The organism is Bifidobacterium crudilactis, assembly GCF_000738005.1.
Classification (GTDB): Bacteria; Actinomycetota; Actinomycetes; order Actinomycetales; family Bifidobacteriaceae; genus Bombiscardovia; species Bombiscardovia crudilactis.
In genome coordinates, this window is the sequence record NZ_JHAL01000002.1 from 1,254,887 (window position 1) to 1,276,727 (window position 21,841).

Consider the following 21,841-nt stretch of genomic DNA (forward strand, 5'->3'; position numbering starts at 1 on the left):
GTTCTTAACCCAGCGGAACGCCTGGAATCAGCGGGAGGAACATGCGACGAACATGATGAGTAACATCATACATGACGTTTAACTTTGCTGTGCAGATTTCATCTTTATCAGATGCACTCCACGAATTATCAAGGTCTCCTGCCAGACCCCGACCGCACACGGGATAATTGCGAATTTCCTCTAAGACATGCAAGACCGGTGTGGTCTGCTTATCTAGAGTCGGATTATCTAGGACTGGGCGCCTATGGGGAGCCCTGCATGATGTTGAGCTGCAGAAAGCCTTATCGGCTGAGCCTTTCCTTGAAGAAGCGCAGATGAAAGCGAGTTGATGATGAACGGCAAACAACACCCTGACTCCTTGGGGTTCTTGGACTGGATGAGCCTATTCGGGTTCCTGGGTTCCGTACTGCTAGGCACAGCGTTGCCCTTTTTTCTTGGGGTCTTTGCCGTTCATCGCTTGTTCCCCTTCGCAGAACTGAACTCCTGGGTCTACGGATGGCGTGCGGCAACAGGCATTCTAGGCATTTTTTGGTCTGGTTCTTCTCCACCTACATCACCGACCGCTTGGCGAAACTATTCAGCGATAAACGCACGCACCCCGTACTCCACGAATTCGCCGTCGAAGCGCTCAGCGTGCTCGTACTATTCGTACTCATGTACTCACTCTTTGCCGCATGGCAGACCGCGTTACTGTGCTCGGTGGTGACGTCCATTCTGACAGTGGTATTCGGGCTGATAATCAACAACTTATTTGACCGCACTGACAGGCAAGAAGAATCGAAAGACCACACAATCTGATGTTGCATGGCAACAGCAAAGTTACGGAAATTCACAGCATTGGGTATTCATTCGATGAAGATGGCAGTTACCGGGGAATGTAGCTGCAGGACAAAGCACAGCGAGGGGTTGCGTTAGATTGTGAGAGGTTGCGTTACGTATTGCGACGTGTGGCAAGCGCTGCGCGCTTCTTTACAATCGCTGCAGCGATTGACTTCGCAGCCTTCGTAATCGCCGAAGCGATTACCTTCGCAGCCTTTGCGGCTGCTCACCTCACCTAGCCGAAGCACACAGTGCTTCGGCCATAACGGTTCGGCTGCTCACCGAGCCTAAGGGATACCCACAGGGCATCCCTTCTGACGGCTCGGCCTTGGCGGGCGCTCACCTCGCCTAGCCCATGCAGGTTTCATGTGACAGTTTCCGCTTGAACCTCGTTGATTAATCGCTTTCAGCGATTCTTCGCGCCCTTGGCGGGCGCTCACTTCGCCTACGGGAAGCCCACTGGGCTTCCCGCTTAACGGTTCAGAGGCTTAGAGACCGAGCACTTCGGTGAAGGCCTTGCGGAAGCGGGCCATCTCCTCGTCTGTACCCATGCATACGCGCAGCCAGCCTTCCGGGCCGACAACACGAATCAGCACGCCGCGGTCAAGCAGCTCCTGGAAGATGGCTTCACGATTGTCGAAGGTACCGAACAGCACGAAGTTCGACCCTGACGGAGCAACCCGAAGATTGGCGCCGTGATAACGCTGCTGAGCAAGCCATGAAGCAGTCCGTTCTCTGGTCTGCCTCAGATGCTCGACGGTACTGAGCTGCTCGTCCGTATGCTCGAAAGCCGCCAGCGCGGCGGCCTGAGTGACCGCACTCAGGTGGTAGGGCATACGCACGATACGCACCGCGTCGATGATTCCCTCGTCGGCGGCAAGATACCCTACGCGGGCTCCGGCAAAGGCGAAGGCCTTCGACATGGTCCTGCTGACCGCCAGATTCCTGTGTTTCGACACCAACGCCACAGCAGAAGGCGTACCAGGGTCACGGAACTCGATGTATGCTTCATCGACCACCAGAATCGGATGGGCCCCTTCAGGAGCCCCGCTGACCGCGGCATGTTCGCACGCGTCGAGCAATGCTTCGATCTGCTCGTGAGGCAGCACGGTTCCCGTCGGATTGTTTGGGCTGGTCACCAGCACCATCGAGGGGCCGTACTCATTGATCGCCGCAATGGTGCCCGCGACATCCAGAGTGAAATCCTCGTTGCGATGAGCCAGCTTCCATGTGGTGAAGGTGTCGCGAGCGTACTCGGGGTACATCGAATACGTCGGGTCGCAACCCAGCGCCGTGCGTCCAGGTCCTCCGAAGGCCTGGAACAGCTGCAGCATGATCTCATTCGAACCGTTGGCACCCCACAGCTGCTCCACGCGCAGACGTGCGCCGGATTCCTTCGCCAGATAATCGCTGAAAGCCTGTCGAAGTTCGATATGCTCCCTGTCCGGGTACCGGTTCAGCGTAGGGGCGATTTCCGCGACGCGCTTGGCGATGCTCTCCACAACGCTCGCTTCGAGCCGGTAGGGGTTCTCGTTGACGTTCAGACAGACCGGCACGTCAAGCTGCGGAGCGCCGTAAGGCTCCTCCCCCAGCAGGTCGTTGCGCAGAGGGATGCTTGCGGGGATGGCACTCATAGCAGACCGGCTTCCTGCTCCTGCTGGCGAAGCGTCGGCTTATCATACGGGTCGTCGACGAATCGGCTGAGCACGCACTCCCCGTGGCCCGGCAAATCCTCGCTTACCGCAAAGGCGTTGATACGCGCGGCAAGCGTCTTCAATCCCTCTTCGTCATATTCGATGACTTCAACGGGCTTCATGAAGGTGTGCACACCCAGACCGCTGGCGAATCGTGCGGTTCCACCGGTAGGCAGCACATGGTTGGAGCCGGACATGTAATCCCCGAGCGGCACCGGAGAATACGGGCCTCGGAAGATGGCTCCGGCATTGGCGATTCGGGCGATGACCGCGTCGGCGTCCTTGGTCTGAATCTCAAGATGTTCGGCGGCATAGGCGTTGGCGACATCGATGGAATGGTCGATATCGTCGGTGAGGATGATGCCCGACTGGCTGCCTTCAAGCGATGTGGTGACTCGTTGGGCGTGCTCGGTGCGATGGACGCGTGCGAGGAGGCTTTGCTGAACCTTGGCGGCAAGCTCCTCGTCGTCGGTGATGAGCACCGAACCGGCGAGTTCATCATGCTCGGCCTGACCGATGAGGTCGGCGGCAAGCCACTCAGGATTGGCACCGGCATCGGCGACGATGGCGATTTCAGTCGGCCCCGCCACTGCATCGATGCCGACGATACCGGAGACCAGACGCTTGGCGGTAGCCACGAAGATGTTGCCCGGTCCGGTAATCTTATCGACCGGGTCGCACAGCACCTCGCCATCCTGAGGCTCGGAGCCCTTCGCCCCGTATGCGAACATGGCGATGGCCTGTGCGCCGCCTACGGCGTAGACCTCGTCAACACCCAGAATCGCGCAAGTCGCGAGGATGGTGGCGTTGGGCAGACCTTCTGCAGATGTCTTTGAAGGAGGCGTGGCGATGGCCAGTGATTCGACGCCCGCCGCCTGTGCGGGCACGACGTTCATAATCACCGAGCTTGGATATACGGCCTTGCCCCCGGGAACGTACAAGCCGACACGTTGAATCGGTATCCACCGTTCGCTGACTCGGGCGCCCTGCCCCAAATCGGTATGGAAATCCTTCGGGACCTGTGACTGGCTGACCGCACGTGACCGGCGCACCGATTCCTCGATGGCCGCCCTCACCTCGGGGTCGAGTTCTGCGAGTGCCTGCTGCATGGCCTCTTTGGGGACGCGCAATTGGGTGGGACGCACACCGTCGAAACGTTCGGCGAAATCCCTGAGGGCCGCGGCACCGCGTTGATGCACCTCATCGAGAATCGGCTGCACCAGTTCGCTGGCTTCGGAAGTGCCCATCTGGGCACGTGGCATGGCCTGGAGGAGTTCGGAGCGTGTGAGCTTACGCCCGCGCAGATCAATGGTTCTCATGAGATTGTCCGTCATGGTTCCGATGGTAGATTCTACCAATGACTACTAGGGCTCGGAACCTCCCCTGTACCCACATCGTGAGATACCCGAATCCTCCACACCGAAACTGTGCAAACAAGCATGCTAAACCAAGGAATTCAGCATCTTGGCGTACTTATATGCACAGTTGCACATAAGCACAGTTGCACATAAGCACAGTTGCACATGAACACAGTTTGCGAAATATGCCTGCCGTCACGCAGCCGTGAGGCATGACGGCCCGAAAATCGTCTTGATTTCCGCGAACAGGCTCGTATCCCGCTTAATTCGGAAACCATCGCCGAACGTCATCACCGTGGCATTCCCCTGTGCGTCAGGGACAAGCAGTTTCACCTCGCAATACCCCGGATGCGAGCGCAGGATATCGCTGAGCTGCCCCATTCTGGCGGTGTCAAGCGCCACAGGTGGCAGTGCTATCACCAGTGGACGCTCATCCACCGATTCCAGTGTGGGTTTCTCCATCTCGGTGGCACGCATCGACACGGTCTCGTCACGCACCTCGATCTGGCCACGAATGCGCACCACGGTGTCCACGGCCAAATCCATCGCATTCGCCTCGTACACCTTGCCGAAGAACATGCATTGGATGGAGCTTTCCAAATCCTCGACGGTCACGATGGCCCAGGCGTTGCCTTTCTTGGACACACGTCTATCGACGCCGGTAATCAAGCCGGCGATGGTGATGATCTGCCCGTCCCCCATGGTCTTCGCCCTGTCGATGAGCTGCGCGATGGACATGTCACGCAGTCCGGCCAGCACCGAAGTCATGCCGCTGAGGGGATGGTCGGAGACGTAGAGGCCGAGCATCTCGCGCTCGAAGTTCAGTTTGGTGGATTTGTCCCACTCGTCGATGTCGGGCACAGTGACGGCAGCATCGCCCATCGCGTCATCAGCCGAGTCGTCACCGGCATCCGCGAAAAGGTCGAACTGGCCTTCGGCCTGCTTGCGCTTGAGCGGCACCAGGGAGTCGATCGCCACTTCATGAATCTGGTACAGAGCGCGACGATTCGGGTCGATTGCGTCGAATGCCCCGGCCTTGATCAATGATTCCAGCGAGCGTCTGTTCAGCACGTTCAGCGAGACGCGGCGCACGAAGTCCACGAAGTTGACATAGCGGCCGTGCGCGCCTTCACGTTCGGAGACGATATCCGCAACCACCTTGTCGCCGACGTTTCGGATGGCTCCCAGCCCGAAACGCACCACATCACCGACTGCCGAATATTCGGACACGGATTCGTTCACGTCGGGAGGCAGAACCTGGATGCCCATACGTCGGGCTTCGCCGAGGTAGAGAGCGGTCTTGTCCTTGTTCGTGCGTTCGTTCTGCAGCAGCGCCGCCATGAATTCCACTGGATAATGCGTTTTGAGATAGGCGGTCCAATAGGAAATCATGCCGTATGCGGCGGAGTGCGCCTTGTTGAAGGCGTAACCGGAGAAGGGCACCAGAATATCCCAGACGGCCTGTGCCGCCTGTTCCGAGTATCCATGCTCCTTCATTCCGGCGAAGAAGGGCACACGTTCCTTGGCCAGCACCTCGGGCTTCTTCTTACCCATCGCACGTCGCAGCACGTCTGCCTTGCCGAGAGAGTATCCGGCCAGGATTCGTGCTGCGGACTGCACCTGCTCCTGGTAGACGATCAGGCCGTAGGTCTCGTCAAGCACGTCCTTCAACGGTTCCGCCACCTCTGGATGGATGGGCTCAATCTTCTGCAGACCGTTCTTGCGCTTGGCGTAGTTGGTATGCGAGTTCATATCCATAGGTCCCGGGCGGTACAGAGCAATCAACGCGGAGATGTCGTTGAAGTTGTCGGGTCGCAAGGTCTTGAGCAGCGAGCGCATGCCATCGCCATCGAGCTGGAAGACGCCCAGGGTGTCTCCGCGCGACAGCAGCTGATAGGTTTCCCTGTCGTCCAGCGGTATCTGCTGAATGGTAATCGGCTCCTTGCCGTTGCGCTCGATGTTCTTGATGGTGTCACGGATAACCGTGAGATTGGAGAGCCCGAGGAAATCCATCTTGACCAGGCCCAGAGTTTCGCAAGTGTGGTATTCGAAGGTGGTCGTGACGGTGCCGTCATTGCGCTCCATCAACGGCGAGGTGTCGGTGATCGGGTTCGAGGCCATGATCGTCGCACAGGCATGCACTCCGGTCTGCCGAATCATGCCTTCGATGCCTTTGGCCTCTTCGGTGATGCGTTTCACGTCAGGGTCCGAGTCATATAGGTCGCGGAATTCTCGGGCTTCGGGATACCGTTTGGATGTGGCGTCGAAAATCTCCTTCAGACTCATATCCTTGCCGTTGACCGACGGCGGCAGCGCCTTGGTGACGCGGTCGCCCATCGAGAACTCGTAATCCATGATGCGCGCCGAGTCCTTCAAAGCCTGCTTGGTCTTGATCGTGCCATAGGTCACGCATTGCGCGACCTTGTCGCTGCCGTATTTTCTCGCCACATATCCGAGCACGCGCATACGGCCCTCGGGGTCGAAGTCCACATCGATATCAGGCAGCGAGACACGTTCCGGGTTCAGGAATCGTTCGAAAATCAGACCATGCTTAATCGGGTCCAGTTCGGTGATGCCCATCGCATAGGCCACCATCGACCCTGCGGCGGAACCACGACCAGGGCCTACCATGATGCCGTTCTCCTTGGCCCAGTTGATGTAATCGGCCACCACCAGGAAGTACCCGGCGAACTGCATCTGGCAAATCACGCCGCATTCGTAATCCGCCTGCTGCACGACGCTCTGAGGCACGCCGTCCGGATAGCGCTCCTCCAGCCCCTCCTCGACGAGGTGCAGGAAGAGCGAGGTCTCGTCCCATCCTTCCGGGCAATCGAAACGCGGCATGAACGCGCCATCCTCGTGATCGTCGAACATCACATTGCAACGTTCGGCTATATCCAGCGTATGGTCGCAGGCTTCGGGGAACTCCTTGAAGAGCTCGCGCATCTCCTGAGCCGATTTGATGTAGTATCCGCTGCCGTCGAATTTGAATCGTCCCGGCTCGTCCAGGCGTGAACCGGAATTGATGCACAGCAGAGCATCCTGAGCCGACGCATCCTGTTCGTGAACATAGTGGGAGTCGTTCGTGGCGAGCAGCGGCGCGTCAAGCTGCTTGGCCAGCCGCAGCAGGTCCTTGGTGACTCGACTTTCGATTTCCAGGCCGTGGTCCATCAGCTCGACATAGTAGTTCTCCTTGCCGAAGATGTCCTGGAACTCCGAAGCCGCACGCAGCGCCTCGTCGTACTGCCCAAGGCGCAGACGGGTCTGCACGATGCCCGAAGGGCATCCCGTGGTGGCGATAACACCTTTGGCATGCTGCGACAGCACTTCCTTGTCCATACGCGGCCATTTGCCCACCAAGCCTTCGAGGTTGGCTATCGAGGAGGCCTTCATCAGGTTGACCAGCCCCTCATCGTTGCTGGCCAGCAGCGTCATATGGGTAATGAAACCGCCGCCGGAGACGTCATCGGAACGCTGGGCCTCGGTGCCCCAACGTACGCGAGTTCTGTCCTGACGGGCCGTCTCTGGCGTGACATATGCCTCGATGCCGATAATCGGCTTGACCCCGGCTCGGACGGCTGTGCTCCACATCTCGTAGGCACCGTGCATGTTGCCGTGGTCGGTAATCGCCACGGCAGGCTGCCCCAGATTCTTGACCTGTTCGACCAGGTCGGGAATCCGTGATGCACCGTCAAGCATCGAGTAGTGGGTATGCGTGTGCAGATGAACAAAACTGGAATCGACGGAGGAAGTCATGCTTCTAATCTAACAGCCTCACCCAATCTGCATAGGGAACTCCAGCGGTCGTGCCATGTCGCCAGGCGTGCCCCGATGGCCGAGAACAGGGGAATCAGCCGCGATTCTCAGCGTGCGGGGTTTTGCTGATGGCGGTAAGCGCCTGTTGCAGGTCGGCGGGATAGCTGGAGTCGACGCGCGTCCACAGATGCGTGCGCGGATGACGGAATTCGAGCCTCATCGCATGGAGCCACTGCCGTTCAAGACCGAGCCGTTGAGCAAGTTGCGGATTGGCCCCATACATGTGGTCTCCTACGAGCGGATGACCGATAGAGGAGAAATGCACGCGTATCTGGTGCGTTCTTCCCGTTTCTAGATTCACGCTCACCAGCGTCGCCTCACCGAATCGTTCAAGCACATCCCAGTGCGTGACGGCCGCCTTGCCGGCCGGCGTGACGGTGAAACGAAAGTCGGAAACCTTGGCACGCCCTATCGGCGCATCTATCGTGGCCTTATCCTCTCGCAGATTCCCCTGCACCAGAGCGTGATAGGTTTTCACGACCTCATGCTCGGAGAACTGTCTGCGCATCTCCTTGTACGCCAGTTCGGATTTGCACACCAGCATCAGACCGCTGGTACCGACGTCCAGGCGGCTTACGATGCCCTGCCGCCCTGCCGCACCGTAACTGGTGATATGCACCCCGCGCTCCAGCAGACTGCCCAGCACCGTCGGCCCTGTCCACCCTACGGAAGCATGGGCGGCGACACCCACAGGCTTGTCCACGACCACGATGTCCTCATCCTCGTAGGCTATGGACATACCTTCGGCAATCGGCTCCACCTGTTCGGGCGGCTCTTCGAGGTCGAGGTCGATAAGGTCTCCCTCACGAAGGCCGGTGGACTTTGATATTTCTCGACCAAGCAGTCTCGCCTGACCCGAATCGATGAGTTCACCGGCTTTCGCCCTTGATATGCCGAGCATTTTCGACAAGGCAACATCAATGCGTCTGCCCACCAAAGCGTCAGGAGCGGGAAGAAGTCTGCTCATCGACCATCAGGCTGCATCTGCCCGTCCCCTGCCTCGGCCGGTTCATCCTCGGAGCCTTCGCTGTCATCGTTGAAGGGAAAACCCATGAACAGCAGCACCACAATGCCGATTCCTGCCACCATGAGCACAATGTCGGCAACATTGCCGATTGACCACCCATAGTCCAGAAAGTCCACGACCTTGCCGTTGAGAAAGCCGTCGGCGTACACGATTCTGTCGATGAGATTACCCATCGCGCCCGAAAAGGCCAGAGCCAGCAGCACCGTCCACCGCATCGAGGTGGTGCGCATCAGCATCACGACGAAGGCGATGCAGGCCGCAATCGCCACCACGGAAATAACCCATGTGGCACCGGACCCCAGGCCCAATGAAGCACCGGGGTTACGCAACAGTCTCAGCGAGAGGAAGCCGGGAAGGACACCCACCGACCTGCCGTCCGACAGCTTCGTCAAAGCCAGTGCCTTGGTAATCTGGTCCACACCCAGCGCAACGGCCGTTACGCACGCAAAGACGGCCACGCGAGTGCGCAGCCGCCTTGCATCATCTCCCTGAAGAGACATCAATCATAACCTCGATGATAGAAAATCAGTGCTTCGAGTCATTCGACCCTTCAACACCCTGATAGGAGTTGGTATCGGAAACCTGGGAGACCAGCTGGCCGAGGAACTCGGTAAGCCTGCTCCTGTACTCCGCCTCGAACTGCTTGAGGCCCTGGATGTTGCCCTCGATGACCTTGGACTGGGTGACGAGCTTGTCCTTGACATCGGCCGCGTACTGATCGGCTCCCGTACGAGTTTCCTTGTCGTACTGCTGAGCACGCTTCTGGACTTCCGACTCGTAAGTGTCGGCTTCCGCGCGAGTGTGCTTGCTGTAGACATCGGCATCGGAGCGGGTCTTCGTCGAATAGGCATCGGCCTCGGAGTGCACGCGTGTGGAGTAGTTGTCGGCATCCGTGTGCGTACGCTTGGCGTACTCATCGGCCGCCACATGCGTCCGGTTGGAGTACTCGTCAGCCTTGGCGACACTCTCGTCATGCTTGGCCTGTCCGTCGGCGATCAGCTCGGCGCCCTTGGCCTTGCCCTTGTCGACATACTGGTCGTGCAGCTGCATGGCCAGCGTCAACATGGCGGTCGCGCGCTCGGGCTCGGAATTCGCATCCGCTCCCGCACCTGCGATCTTCTTGAGGCTGCCCGTTTCCGTGGAAGGCTCCATCTTGGAGACCTGCTGACGGAGCTGCTCCTCGCGCTGCTTCGACTCCTCGAGCTGCTTCGTAAGATTCTGGCTTGCACCGGACTGTTGCGAAAGCTGCTGCTGGAGCTGGACGACCTGCTGCTGTGCGGCGGAAAGCTGCTGTTGCAGACCTTCGCCACGGCTGCGGAAGGAGTCGCGCTCCTGCTGAACGGCGGTAAGCTGGTTGGCCAGAGCCTCGGCGTCATTGCCTTTGGCCGCCTGAGCCGTAAGCTGATCAATCTGATTGTTCAGCTGATCGACCTGCTGCTTGAGCTGCTCGTTCTGCGTGGCCAGCGTCTGTACCCGCTGCTCCGCCTCGGCAAGTTTTCCGCTTGCATCGGAAGCACCGTCGGACTTGCTCGGAGCAGCCTTAAGAGTCGCGTTCTCCTTTTGCAGTGATTCGACCTGTGCGGTCAACTCGGAGATCTTCGAGTTCAGCTTGGCAACGTCAGGGCCGAGTGACTGAGTCGATGCATCGTTCTGCATGGCTTGACGGCCAAGCACCTCCACAGTCTCGGCAACCTCGTCCAGGAAGTCGTCGACTGCATCCTTGTCGAAGCCTTCTTTAAACCTGACTACCGGGATGTAGCGCTCCCTTATGTCTTTCGGCGTCAATAGGACCATTGAAATTCCACCCCTTTCGGGCAACATGCGCTCGCATTGTTGGTTTCCTTCTCAGAATGCTAGCACGCGCACTCGCCGTAGGTACCAACCATCGGCGGTTATATGAGTACTCGCAACACAATTAACACGAAGTACAGCACCATAAAGCTCAGATCCAGCTGGATCGCACCCAACGGCAAAGGCCGAATGTAGCGTCGCAGCCAACGCAGCGGCGGGTCGGTGAGCTTATACACCAGCGAGATCAAGGTGGCGACGAATCCACGTGGATACCAACGCGGCGAAAGAACGAAAATCCAATCGAGAATCATACGGCATATGAGAATGAAGAGATAGGCGCTGATGACCCAATCCACAATCAGACGAATCAGTAAGAGAATCATTCGACAAGCCTACCAATACTTGCTTGGAGCGAGCCGAAAGGCACCATGCGGGGAACGACCTCCTGCGCAAGTCGACATGCTCCGTTCGACTCCCCTGCGGGAGGTGCTATGCCGATGAGAGCTTCGCTGCTCACTGGCTCAGCGTTGCTATGCACACGGAAGCACGGTATCGCAAGGCAACTGATTCAGAACAGCAACATCACCGTGAAGCGGTTGCATTCACGTTGCGATGAATGCAATTCCTTCACCGCCTATTCAGCGAACAAGTCGTGGGAAGGCGACTGCCGCTGCGGTTCTTCGACCTTGATATTGACCTGGGCCGGGCTCAGGAGGAATACTCTTGGCGTCACCCGCTCGATCGACCCGCGGACGCCGAAGACCACGCCTGCGGAGAAATCGACGATTCGGTATGCAATGGCTTCGGATACACCGGTGAGATTCAACACGACAGGAACACCGTCACGCAACGCCCTGCCCACCAACTGGGCGTCCTCATAGGACTTCGGATGAATGGTGGTGATGCGGTTGACCCTGCCCTGGAACGGGCTTGGCTCACGTGACGCCGAAGAGTTGGCGACAGGAGCAATCGGGGTGACGGTATGATCCGAGTCGAAGGATGATTCTGTCGAATCCTCCTGTTCGCGCTCGAGCTCATCTTCGTCGACCACATCCGCCATACCAAGGTACGACATTGCGTTCTTCATGAATCCTGCCATGTGTGCTCCTTAATCGTCTCAGCGAAGAAAGTCAGGAATATCGAGATCGCCGGGGTCCTGCTGACTTTGCGGGGTCGGAGCCTGCTGCACCACGTCATGCTCTGAGGTCTCGTCCGAAACGGTTTCCTCCTGCTGCTCGCCGCCCTTCGCAGGAGCACCGGCAGGAGCGGAAGCCGTCAGAGGCGGTACCTCGGTGGCGTTGCGCTGGGCGCTTCGCGCTCCGCTGTACTGCTGTGGGTCGTCATCCTGCTTGTTGGGATCGAAGCCTGCAGCGATGACGGTCACGCGTACTTCGTCCCCATACGAATCGTCAAGCGCAAGGCCCCAGATGATCTGTGCCTCGGGATGGATGGCATCCTGAACAAGCTGGGCGGCCGCCGAAGCCTCCTGCATCGAAAGATCGGTAGGACCTGCGACATTGATCAACGCACCATGCGCACCTTCGATGCTCTCTTCGAGCAGCGGCGAACTGATGGCGATCTCGGCCGCCTGCGTTGCACGATCCTCGCCCCGTGCGGCTCCGATGCCGAACAAAGCCGTGCCTGCATCCTTGAGGATGGCGGTCACATCGGAGAAATCGACGTGAATGTATGAATTCATCGTAATGAGATCAGTGATGCCCTGTACGCCTGCAAGCAGTGCGGTATCTGCGGTCTTGAAGGCATCGATCACACTGACGGTGCGGTCCGAGAGGTCAAGCAGACGATCGTTCGGAATCACGATCAGTGCATCGACCTCCTTACGGAGGTTCTCGATACCCGACTCGGCCGAGGATGCGCGTCGCGGACCTTCGAAGGTGAATGGCCGCGTGACCACGGCGATGGTCAGCGCTCCGAGCTGTCGGGCAGCGCGCGCCACGAGCGGACTCGCGCCCGTACCGGTACCGCCGCCCTCTCCGGCGGTGACGAAAACCATGTCGGAACCCTTGATGGCCTCTTCGATATCGGACTGGTGATCCTGGGCTGCTTTGGCGCCCTTCTCGGGATCGGCTCCTGCGCCGAGCCCACGACTGTTGTTGTCGGAAAGAGAAATCTTGACATCGGCTTCCGAACGCAGCAGATCCTTCGCATCGGTATTCACCGCCACGAATTGGACGTTCTGCAACCCCTCAGCGATCATGCGATTGACCGCATTACCACCAGCTCCTCCGACACCGACGACCTTAATGCTGGTCTTGTCGTTGAAATTGTCAGTCTGGGCAATCTCGCTCACAGTATGCTCCTGTCACTCACGGTTAGACTCACTCTATCGCAGTTCTTACGCGCTTCGATGGAAATTTGCGCGTGTTTGCTTCGTTTTTCTGCCATCTTGCCGGCTTTGCGCGTTCTTCCCGCACAATCCACCATCAGTAGGACGCATCCATCGGGTCATCCCCAAACAGTGCCTCGCGCCCTTCCTTCGACAATTCACGAGAATCCAGCCACCCATACGGCAGATGAACTTTTTTGGCATATCGTACCCGCCCACGGGGCTTGTCCGCCATCTCATCGGGGAGGCGTAGGTTGGGGTCAAGTTCCCGGACATTCCTCGCGATGTCTTCCAGATTCTCAGACTGCATGAAGGCCTTGCGCGTCGCACCGCCGACGGCGAATCCCTTGAGATACCAGGCGACGTGCTTGCGCAGGTCATGAACGGCCATGACCTCATCACCGTCATAGAATTCGGTGAGCAACCGGGCGTGCTCTTCTATGACCGCTCCCACTTCTGCGAGGGTTGGGTTAACACGTTCGTCGGAGGCGTTGAAGGCGTTCTTGATGTCCGCGAAGAGCCAGGGACGCCCTTGGCAGCCCCGGCCTATGGCGACACCGGCGCATCCGGTCTGCTTCATCATATCCAAGGCGTCCTGAGCGCCCCAGATGTCGCCGTTGCCGAATACCGGTATGGTCAGCGCGTCCGCAAGCTCAGCGATCCTATGCCAATCGGCATGCCCGCCATAGTATTCCGCCGTCGTGCGGGCGTGCAGGCTGACGGCGGCGCACCCCTCCTCCTGGGCGATGCGCCCGGCGTCGAGATAGGTCTCATGCTCATGATCGATGCCGACGCGAATCTTCGCGGTCACCGGAATGCCTGCGGCGTCGCACACTGAGACCACACGGTGAATGAGTTCTGCGAACACATCAAGCTTCCAGGGCAGGGCCGAGCCGCCTCCGCGACGGGTGACCTTCGGCACAGGGCACCCGAAGTTGAGATCGACATGGTCGGCCATATGACCGTCTACGACCATTCGTGCAGCCTGCTCCACAATCCCCGGATTCACTCCGTAGAGCTGTAAGGATCTCGGGGATTCGCTGGGAGCGAAACGGCATAGTCTGAAAGCCTTCGGATTGCGTGCCACCAAAGCCCTGGCGGTGATCATCTCGGCAACGTACAGTCCTTGAGGACCGTACCGTTCGCAGAGCACGCGGAAAGGCCAATTGGTCACACCGGCCATAGGCGACAGCATCACGGGAACCGGAACATCCAGCTTCCCCAGCTTGATACCGGGAATGGTCAGACGCTCTTGGGTCGCTCCACTTTGCGACACGGCCGACTCGGGCGCATCGGATTCTTCGACGTTTCCGCGCGAATCCACGTCGTTGTTCCCGACTGTTTTCGCAGTATCAGTAATTGCCACCGGCTTCGGCCACCTTTACCGGGGCTGACTCGTCCTGTCCCGCTTCCTTGTTGACATCCACGGCCCCATCCGCGGAATGCACACCGGTTATCGAAGCAGGGCCTTCAGGATACTTGACGCGCTTTTCCTTGATGCGGTCATTCACAAAATCAGCGACCTTGTCAAGGGAGATACGCTGCTGCTCCATGCTGTCACGATCGCGTACGGTGACGGCCTGATCGTCGATCGTGTCGAAGTCCACGGTGATGCACACCGGGGTGCCGATCTCATCCTCACGACGGTAGCGACGGCCGATGGCCCCGGCCTCGTCATAGTCGATCATCCAGTCATGCTGCCGAAGATCCGCCGCGAGGTTATGGGCGATGTCCTGAAGTGCAGGCTTCTTGGACAATGGCAGCACCGCGGCCTTGACCGGCGCCAGCCTGGGATCGAGGTGCAGCACCGTGCGCTTGTCCACGCCGCCCTTGGTGTTCGGAGCCTCGTCAACGTCATAGGAATCCACCAAGAAGGCCATCAGAGACCTGGTCAGGCCTGCCGCGGGTTCGATGACGTATGGCACGTAGCGCTCTCCGGTGGCCTGGTTGAAGTAGCTGAGGTCCTCGCCGGAATGCTCGGCGTGCGAGCTCAGATCGAAATCGGTACGGTTCGCGACGCCTTCCAGCTCGCCCCACTCCGAACCCTGGAATCCGAAACGATACTCCAGGTCGACGGTGCGCTTGGCATAATGCGCCAGCTTCTCCTTTGGATGCTCGTAGTGACGCAGATTGTCCGGGTTCACGCCCAGGTCCGTGTACCACCGGGTACGGGTGTCAATCCAATACTGATGCCATTCCTCGTCGGTACCGGGCTCGACGAAGAACTCCATCTCCATCTGCTCGAACTCGCGGGTACGGAAGATGAAGTTGCCCGGGGTGATTTCATTGCGGAAGCTCTTGCCCATATTGGCGATGCCGAATGGAGGCTTGGAGCGGGAGGAGCCCATCACGTTCTTGAAGTCCACGAAGATGCCCTGAGCTGTTTCAGGACGAAGATAATGCAGACTGTGGTCGTCCTGAACCGGACCGAGATGCGTCTGCAGCATCATGTTGAAGTCGCGTGGTTCGGTCCAGTTGCCCTTCGTCCCGCAATCCGGACAGGGAATATCCTTCAGCCCGTTCTCAGGAGCATGCCCGTGCTTCTCCTCATAGGCTTCCTCCAAAGTGTCTGCACGATGACGCTTGTGGCAGGAGAGGCACTCGATCAGCGGATCGTTGAACACGGACACATGGCCCGATGCCACCCACACAGGGGTAGGGAGAATCACGGAGGTGTCGACGCCGACAACGTCACCTCTGGTGATAACCATCGAACGCCACCATTCGCGCTTGATATTGTCTTTCAGCGCCACGCCGAGAGGACCATAATCCCACGCAGAGCGCGTGCCTCCGTAGATCTCCCCCGCGGGGAACACGAAGCCACGGCGCTTCGCAAGGGACACCACTGCATCGAGTTTGGATTCAGCCACGGAACACCTTCTGTTGAGATTGGTTTATCAGGGTTTTGACTCGATAGAGTCTATAGCGAGACTCTGACACCTCCTCCGCCGCATCATCCCGAGATAACTGCAATAAAAAGACAGATAAATACCGACAAATGCGGTCCGGAACTGTCCTTTTATTGCAGTTATCTCGCGTTCTGGCCGGGTACGGGCTGTCCAAGGCGTTTCTTATGGTTCAAGAGCACATGCAGGGGCACTCGAAAGAGTTGAGATGGCACGATGTCACGACGGCATCACGTCAGTCCCTTCGAACCTGTTGGTTAAGACCATCGTAGGGAGACATGAAATGTCTGATACCACTCCATCCCAAACACCATCGACAGCCAAGGCGAACACCGAGCAGTTGGCCGCAGACCATCCGCTTCGTCAGGCCATCCAGGAAGCGGCGCGGCAAGTACGCCAGCAGACTCCCCTGGCGCAGTCCTTCACCAATTTCGTCACCATCAACCTGGTGGCCAACGCCCAGCTTGCCGTCGGCGGCAGCGCCGCTATGAGCTATCTGCCGGATGATATCGCCGATGTCAGCGAGATATCGGGCGCAAGCTACATCAACGTCGGCACCCTGCTGCCCTTCTTCGCACAGGCACTGCCGGAAATCGCACAAGAGTTCGCTCGGACAGGGCACCCATGGGTGCTCGACCCGGTAGCGGCAGGACTAGGCAATACGCGAACTGCCATACTGTCCTCCTTCAAGGAGTATCCGCCGACCGTGGTACGGGGCAACGCCTCGGAAATCATCACTTTGGCGCATATGTGGGAACTCGAGGATGGCGACGACGCCGGACACTCGGGAAACCAGGATTCAAGACCTGCAGGAGTGGAATCCGTCGACGACGTCGAGCACGCCCGGCACGCCGCGACGATACTGGCCCGATACCTGGTGTCCCACAGCGCTTCAGGCAAGGCCTGCGTTGCCGTCTCAGGAGCAGTCGACCTGATCACCGACGGCAGCCTCGTATACCGTCTTCCCGGAGGCAGCGAACTCATGACCAAAATCACCGGCGCAGGCTGCTCGTTGGGTGGTGTCATCGGCACATACCTCGCCGTATCCGACCCTTTGACGGCCGCCCTCGCAGCCTCGGCCCATTACAATGTCGCCTCCGAACAGGCCGCACTGAGCGCCAAAGGACCAGGAAGCTTCCAGAGCGCATTCCTCGATGGCCTGTGGAACGCCAGCGCCACGGACATCGCCAACGCCCCCATACTGCTGAACTGAGCGGCGAGAGTGATTGACCAGAGCGTCGTTCGGCCCCAAAAAACCCTAATCCGCAATCGGCTCCGCTCATAACACTCCGCTCATCACACTGCGCTCAGTGAGCAAGGATTGCAACAACGATGTATCGAGACACTAAGGATTGTGACTATGACATTCGAGTACGCGTCGATGCGTGAACACTTCGATTTGAGCGCCTATCTGGTACTCGGGCCGGATGACACCCACGGAAGGAGGGTCGAGGACGTCGTCGCCGCCGCGCTGCGGGCCGGTATCAGCTTCGTGCAATTACGTGCCAAGCACTCGGATGCCTCCGACATCATCGAGATGGCACGTGGCATCGCCGATACGATAGCCGAGGCGGGAAAGAGTTCGACCGTTCCGCTGGTGATAGACGACCGCGTCGATGCGGCATGGCAGGCACGCTGCGAGGGCATCAAAGTCGATGGCGTGCATGTCGGTCAGACTGATATCGGGGTCGAGTACTGCCGGCGACTGCTGGGAGAGGACGCCATCGTGGGGCTGTCGGCGAACACCGAGCATCTTATCGACACCGTGAATCTCCTGCCCGAAGGCGTCATCGACTATGTCGGTGCAGGCCCTGTGCACCCCTCTATCAGCAAACCTGATGCAGGTGTGGATGCTCTCGGTGTGGCTCACAATCTGGAAATCGAAGGCATCCGGACGCTCTCTACGGTCAGCAGCTATCCTGTGGTGGCGGGCGGCGGAGTGACGGCCTCAGACATGCCCGCGCTGGCCGAAACCAAGGTGGCCGGATGGTTCGTCATCTCTGCCATCGCAGGCAAGGATGATCCGGAGCAGGCCGCCAGAGAACTCGTCGAAGCCTGGCAGCAGGCGAAACGGCATCGCGCCTAGCATCGAGGACATCACAGAGCGCTCACCGTACAGTTACATAGCAGGCATGATGTTCATCACACGGTGACACAGCAACACAGCTACACGGTCACATCGTCACGCGGAAACCAACGAACAAGGGCACCAAGGAGACACCAATGGAATCACCTCAAGAACAGCAGACGTCGGATTCGGGCAAGCAATACATCAATACCGTCGCAGCGCTGTGCATCGCGCCAAGCGGAGTCGGCGACGAACTCTCCACCTACGTTGCGCAGGCGGTGGCGACCATCCGAGACTCGGGACTGCCCAATGAGACCAACGCCATGTTCACCAATATCGAGGGCGACCTCGATGACGTGCTCAAGGTCGTGCGCGAGGCCACGATGAAGCTCGCCGGACAGGGGTATCGCACGGGAGTGACGCTGAAACTCGATATCCGCCCGGGATTCACCGGCCAGCTCACCCGAAAACCCGAATTGGTGGACGAAATCCTCGACCAGCAAGGCTGAGCACATCGGCAACAGAGATAACTGCACTAAAAGAACAGCAAATCCACGTACATACCAGGAAAAAGCTGTCCTTTTAGTGCAGTTATCGCATATCTGCCCAAGGACAGGCGGCCTCAGGCTTTTACGCCCCCGAAACGACGGTCACGATGGATGTAATCGTCGATGGAGCGCCACAACACGTCACGCCCGCAGTCGGGGAACAGTTCGGGCACGAAATCCAGTTCTGCATACGCGGCTTCCCACGGCAGGAAATTACTGGTGCGCTGCTCGCCGGATGTGCGAATCACCAAATCGCAATCGGGTATATCGGGATTGTACAGGTGTTCGGCAATCATCTTTTCGGTGACCCTGCCACCCTTGATTCTGCCGCTGGCCACCTCTTTGGCGATGGCGCTAGCCGCGTCGGCGATTTCCGCACGACCACCATAATTGATGCAGAACACCACATCGATCACCGAATTGTTCTTGGTGCGTTCCATGGCTACTTCAAGCTCATCGATCACCGATTTCCACAGTTTCGGCCTGCGCCCGGACCAGCGCACCCTCACACCCCATTCGTCCATCTGCGCAACGCGCCTGTGGATGATGTCCCTCGAGAATCCCATGAGGAATCGCACCTCGGAAGGACTGCGCTTCCAGTTCTCGGTCGAAAAGGTATAGAGACTCAGATATCTCACACCGCTTTCGATAGCGCCCGCGATGGTGTCGAACACCACCGGTTCCGCCGCCTGATGACCACGCGTACGTTCCAGACCACGATGTTTCGCCCACCGACCGTTGCCGTCCATGATGACGCCGACATGTCTGGGTACGACATTCTTGGGAAAATCAGGAATTCGCGATGGTTCGGAGAAGGGTGCGGCCGGAATATCCAGCGAAGTGTAGTCAACCTGTTCAAAGCTCATGGTCACGAATCTAACAAGCGCAGTGAACGAAGTGGACGCTCAAGATAATATTCGCCCCATTCCTCAACAATACGAGCGCATTGGGCATCGCCATCAGGATTAGGCCGGGATGAACCCGTCCGCGCATCGCCTTCGCCCTCGCTTTCGCAGCGCTGCAGGGATGCTTCATCCAGCAGCTTCCAGTTCCCCTCGACCAAAGCCTTGAGCTGTGTGCGGCATTGCGTGGTCATACCCCTGGCCTCAGGCGTGCGATCGTTGACGCACATCGTACCTCCGGCAGGAACCGAAAAGAACTCAAGCCCATCGCTTCTGCCGCACACCACGCAGGAGTCGAATCGTGGCAGCCAACCCGCCAGGGCCAGGGAACGCATGACATAGGACGCACTGATCATATGCGGATCGTGACGATGCCTGGATAGGGATGCCAATGCCGACACGAGGAGCATGTATTGCTCGGTTGCGGATTCGTGCTCCGTATTGACCAGTTTGTTCATCGTTTCGAGGATAACCGAGCCGTTGGCATACAGGTCGAAATCACCGCAGATCGCATCCGCGTAGGATGCTATGCTCGCCGCCTGTGAAATTCTGTCAAGGTTTCTGCCCTGAGATATCAATACATCGCTTCGCATAAAAGGTTCCAGCCTCGCTCCGAAGCGTGATTTGCTGCGTCTGACACCGCGAGCGACCGCCCGTATCTTGCCGTGCTCCTTGGTGAGCATCGTGATGATGCGGTCCGCTTCGCCGAGTTTGGCGGTGGTGAGCACCACTCCCTCGTCATGATATGTGGACACCGCCCACCTCCCTGTAGCTCAAGACAGTACATCATGGCGAGCTGCCGGTGCGCGTTCGTACAAGATTCGCTTCTTCGCTTAATAGACGAACAATCCCCAGAATGCGAAAACCAGCAGAATACAGAACATCGCCACCGTGGTGACCACGAACAGCACTCTGCCCAAGCGGGTCGATGCCAACACCGGTTTGTTCTTCTGCTGTGCTATTGCACGTTTCTCAGCGGCACTCAAATCGTCCTTGCTCTGATGAATATTCGTCAGTCCGCGCAGTGACGCCACTTCGAATAACCTGCCGAAAACCCTTGACCAAGCCCACACCACCAGTGTGGAAACAATCTGAATAACCGGCCAGCTCCAATAAATCATGCCCGCCGGTTCAGGTGCGCCACCCCAGGCAAGTTTCACCACTCCGACGACCACCTGTCCCAAACCTGAAACAAACAGCAGCAGTGTCGCCAAGGTCGTGCCGGTAATCAGCAGCAGTATGCCGCCGAAGCCATGAACGAAACCCAGAGCACGCCCCTTGTGCTTGACCATGTGGTTGATTTTCGTGACCAATGCGATGACCGCGAGGATAATCGACACCACCATGGACAGTAGCGCGGCCACATGCAGGCCAATCATATACACGGTCAGCGTCGGACGCGCATGCAGGTCGCTCGGCACGGCGATTGACTGACGAATCGTATCCCCTGCCACGCGCTCAGAAGTCTGTTCAAGGCCGTGCACCTGTCCGACCGCCCAATCCGTCACATCCTCCGGGTAGTGATCCGCCAATGGTGTGCCTGATTGCGCCTCGTCCCCCAGTCGCAGGACATGATTGGCGATGGGATAGTTCCGAACGGTGACATTCCAGTTATCGGCCTGGTGAGCCAGTTTCAGAATCTCCTGAGTTCCCTCGACCTGTGCCGTCATCACATCCTTGGAACCGTAGGCGACGAATGTGGGAATCGCGTAGGCGCTGGCATGCATGGTGTCTATGTCTATGTTGTTCAGTCCGAACAGCGCGGCATCGGTGCTGAACAGCCGACGCAGGATGGATTGGTAACCGGGGTTCGCACCCACCAGAGCAAAATCCTGGGCCGCAAGAAAACCCAAGGAATGCCTGGGCGAATTCACCATGGGGCTGAGCAGTATCTGGAAAGCGAGCCTGGGGTCGTCCTCCAGCAGATAGGCACTGATCCATGTGCTCTCGCTGGTGGCATAGATGCCCACTTTGTCAGGGTTGACGTTGCTCTGCTGTCTCAGGTATTGCACGGCTTGTTCATACGCTTTGGCGGAGGCGGGATAATCCCGATTGACATCGCTGGTGTTCCACACGGGCTTGTCGATGACCACCGTCACGAAGCCTGCGGAAGACAAGGTTTTCGCCACATCCCCGAAGGAATTGTCACTGGTGCCGTATCCGGCGCCGTGCATGAATACGATTGCCGGCCGTTGCCCGCTGGCACCAACGGGTTCTCGAATCAGCATGTTGATGTTCTGCCGGTCACCTGTGGACGGCTGGGTGGCGACGAAGGACTCGTGGCGTTCGCCGACCTGGTAATCCCCGTCCTTGTCGAGATGAAGGTTCGAGGGGTTCGAGAAAGTGACGCCGGTGTCGGAGGAAAGCGTTGCGACGGTTTGGTTCGTGGGTTCGTTCTTCCAAGGCACCGTGGTGATATGCGATACGGATGTCAGAATACCTATCATCATGATAAATATCGGCAGGCTGACCATCAGCCGCCTGGAACGGCTCCAAGCCCTGTTGGCCTTCACGGTATATTCATCATTCGACACGGGAGACATTGTAACCTCACTGCCCGTACAC

17 protein-coding genes are annotated in these 21,841 nt (G+C 58.5%); 3 read left to right on the top strand and 14 right to left on the bottom strand.

Annotated elements, in window-relative coordinates; genetic code table 11:
* Positions 1–1,307: 1,307 nt before the first annotated feature.
* From DB51_RS07395 to DB51_RS07445, 11 genes are all read right to left on the bottom strand, one after another.
* A complete protein-coding gene (locus DB51_RS07395) occupies positions 1,308–2,453 on the bottom strand; it encodes a histidinol-phosphate transaminase (protein ID WP_034252930.1) in 1,146 nt (381 codons plus the stop codon).
* Positions 2,450–3,847 carry a histidinol dehydrogenase gene (hisD, locus tag DB51_RS07400; RefSeq protein ID WP_034252933.1) on the bottom strand — a complete coding sequence of 466 codons (1,398 nt, stop codon included), beginning with the start codon at positions 3,845–3,847 and terminating at the stop codon, positions 2,450–2,452. Before hisD ends, DB51_RS07395 begins: the two co-directional genes overlap by 4 nt.
* Before the next feature lie 219 nt (positions 3,848–4,066).
* Complete coding sequence (dnaE, locus tag DB51_RS07405; RefSeq protein ID WP_034252936.1) at positions 4,067–7,627, bottom strand: DNA polymerase III subunit alpha; 3,561 nt, start codon at positions 7,625–7,627, stop codon at positions 4,067–4,069.
* Between the two features lie 94 nt (positions 7,628–7,721).
* Positions 7,722–8,654, bottom strand: coding sequence for an RluA family pseudouridine synthase (locus tag DB51_RS07410; protein ID WP_034252938.1), 933 nt, complete (start codon positions 8,652–8,654; stop codon positions 7,722–7,724).
* A complete protein-coding gene (locus DB51_RS07415) occupies positions 8,651–9,214 on the bottom strand; it encodes a signal peptidase II (RefSeq protein WP_051867366.1) in 564 nt (187 codons plus the stop codon). Before DB51_RS07415 ends, DB51_RS07410 begins: the two co-directional genes overlap by 4 nt.
* Positions 9,215–9,239: 25 nt before the next feature.
* Positions 9,240–10,508, bottom strand: a complete 1,269-nt coding sequence (locus DB51_RS07420) for a DivIVA domain-containing protein (protein WP_034252942.1) — start codon at positions 10,506–10,508, stop codon at positions 9,240–9,242.
* A 98-nt stretch (positions 10,509–10,606) separates the two neighbouring features.
* Positions 10,607–10,888 carry a YggT family protein gene (locus DB51_RS07425; RefSeq protein ID WP_034252946.1) on the bottom strand — a complete coding sequence of 94 codons (282 nt, stop codon included), beginning with the start codon at positions 10,886–10,888 and terminating at the stop codon, positions 10,607–10,609.
* Positions 10,889–11,139: 251 nt separating this feature from the next.
* Positions 11,140–11,604 carry a cell division protein SepF gene (locus DB51_RS07430; RefSeq protein WP_034252949.1) on the bottom strand — a complete coding sequence of 155 codons (465 nt, stop codon included), beginning with the start codon at positions 11,602–11,604 and terminating at the stop codon, positions 11,140–11,142.
* An 18-nt stretch (positions 11,605–11,622) separates the two neighbouring features.
* Positions 11,623–12,816, bottom strand: coding sequence for a cell division protein FtsZ (ftsZ, locus tag DB51_RS07435; protein WP_034252953.1), 1,194 nt, complete (start codon positions 12,814–12,816; stop codon positions 11,623–11,625).
* Between the two features lie 133 nt (positions 12,817–12,949).
* Positions 12,950–14,098: a tRNA dihydrouridine synthase DusB gene (gene dusB, locus DB51_RS07440; RefSeq protein ID WP_034254237.1), complete on the bottom strand. Its 1,149-nt coding sequence runs from the start codon at positions 14,096–14,098 to the stop codon at positions 12,950–12,952.
* Between the two features lie 106 nt (positions 14,099–14,204).
* Positions 14,205–15,722 (bottom strand): glycine--tRNA ligase, encoded by a 1,518-nt coding sequence (locus DB51_RS07445; protein ID WP_034252957.1) that lies wholly within the window; start codon positions 15,720–15,722, stop codon positions 14,205–14,207.
* A gap of 319 nt (positions 15,723–16,041) precedes the next feature.
* On the opposite strand from DB51_RS07445, the gene thiM reads away from it, so the two are divergent.
* The 3 genes from thiM (at position 16,042) to DB51_RS07460 (ending at position 18,335) form a co-directional block, all read left to right on the top strand.
* Positions 16,042–16,971: a hydroxyethylthiazole kinase gene (thiM, locus tag DB51_RS07450; protein ID WP_034254240.1), complete on the top strand. Its 930-nt coding sequence runs from the start codon at positions 16,042–16,044 to the stop codon at positions 16,969–16,971.
* A gap of 147 nt (positions 16,972–17,118) precedes the next feature.
* Entirely contained in the window at positions 17,119–17,844 is a 726-nt protein-coding gene (locus DB51_RS07455) for a thiamine phosphate synthase (RefSeq protein ID WP_034252960.1), read from the top strand.
* Between the two features lie 137 nt (positions 17,845–17,981).
* On the top strand, positions 17,982–18,335 hold the full coding sequence (locus DB51_RS07460) for a thiamine-binding protein (protein ID WP_034252962.1): 354 nt from the start codon (positions 17,982–17,984) through the stop codon (positions 18,333–18,335).
* A 113-nt stretch (positions 18,336–18,448) separates the two neighbouring features.
* Here the strand turns inward: DB51_RS07460 and DB51_RS07465 are convergent, their stop codons facing one another.
* The 3 genes from DB51_RS07465 to DB51_RS07475 all read right to left on the bottom strand — a co-directional run bounded on the left by DB51_RS07465 (position 18,449) and on the right by DB51_RS07475 (position 21,819).
* Positions 18,449–19,240, bottom strand: coding sequence for an isoprenyl transferase (locus DB51_RS07465; RefSeq protein ID WP_034252963.1), 792 nt, complete (start codon positions 19,238–19,240; stop codon positions 18,449–18,451).
* A 2-nt stretch (positions 19,241–19,242) separates the two neighbouring features.
* Entirely contained in the window at positions 19,243–20,031 is a 789-nt protein-coding gene (gene recO, locus DB51_RS07470; protein ID WP_034252964.1) for a DNA repair protein RecO, read from the bottom strand.
* Positions 20,032–20,109: 78 nt separating this feature from the next.
* Positions 20,110–21,819, bottom strand: a complete 1,710-nt coding sequence (locus DB51_RS07475; RefSeq protein ID WP_034254243.1) for an alpha/beta hydrolase family protein — start codon at positions 21,817–21,819, stop codon at positions 20,110–20,112.
* Positions 21,820–21,841 lie beyond the last annotated feature (22 nt).

Excerpts from the sequence above, each read along its gene's own strand:
- dnaE (WP_034252936.1), bottom strand. The coding sequence starts at position 7,627 with ATGACTTCCTCCGTCGATTCCAGTTTTGTTCATCTGCACACGCATACC.
- hisD (WP_034252933.1), bottom strand. The coding sequence starts at position 3,847 with ATGACGGACAATCTCATGAGAACCATTGATCTGCGCGGGCGTAAGCTC.
- DB51_RS07415 (WP_051867366.1), bottom strand. The coding sequence starts at position 9,214 with ATGTCTCTTCAGGGAGATGATGCAAGGCGGCTGCGCACTCGCGTGGCC.
- DB51_RS07420 (WP_034252942.1), bottom strand. The coding sequence starts at position 10,508 with ATGGTCCTATTGACGCCGAAAGACATAAGGGAGCGCTACATCCCGGTA.
- thiM (WP_034254240.1), top strand. The coding sequence starts at position 16,042 with ATGTCTGATACCACTCCATCCCAAACACCATCGACAGCCAAGGCGAAC.
- DB51_RS07475 (WP_034254243.1), bottom strand. The coding sequence starts at position 21,819 with ATGTCTCCCGTGTCGAATGATGAATATACCGTGAAGGCCAACAGGGCT.
- DB51_RS07430 (WP_034252949.1), bottom strand. The coding sequence starts at position 11,604 with ATGGCAGGATTCATGAAGAACGCAATGTCGTACCTTGGTATGGCGGAT.
- DB51_RS07395 (WP_034252930.1), bottom strand. The coding sequence starts at position 2,453 with ATGAGTGCCATCCCCGCAAGCATCCCTCTGCGCAACGACCTGCTGGGG.
- DB51_RS07465 (WP_034252963.1), bottom strand. The coding sequence starts at position 19,240 with ATGAGCTTTGAACAGGTTGACTACACTTCGCTGGATATTCCGGCCGCA.
- DB51_RS07455 (WP_034252960.1), top strand. The coding sequence starts at position 17,119 with ATGACATTCGAGTACGCGTCGATGCGTGAACACTTCGATTTGAGCGCC.
- DB51_RS07460 (WP_034252962.1), top strand. The coding sequence starts at position 17,982 with ATGGAATCACCTCAAGAACAGCAGACGTCGGATTCGGGCAAGCAATAC.
- DB51_RS07425 (WP_034252946.1), bottom strand. The coding sequence starts at position 10,888 with ATGATTCTCTTACTGATTCGTCTGATTGTGGATTGGGTCATCAGCGCC.
- DB51_RS07410 (WP_034252938.1), bottom strand. The coding sequence starts at position 8,654 with ATGAGCAGACTTCTTCCCGCTCCTGACGCTTTGGTGGGCAGACGCATT.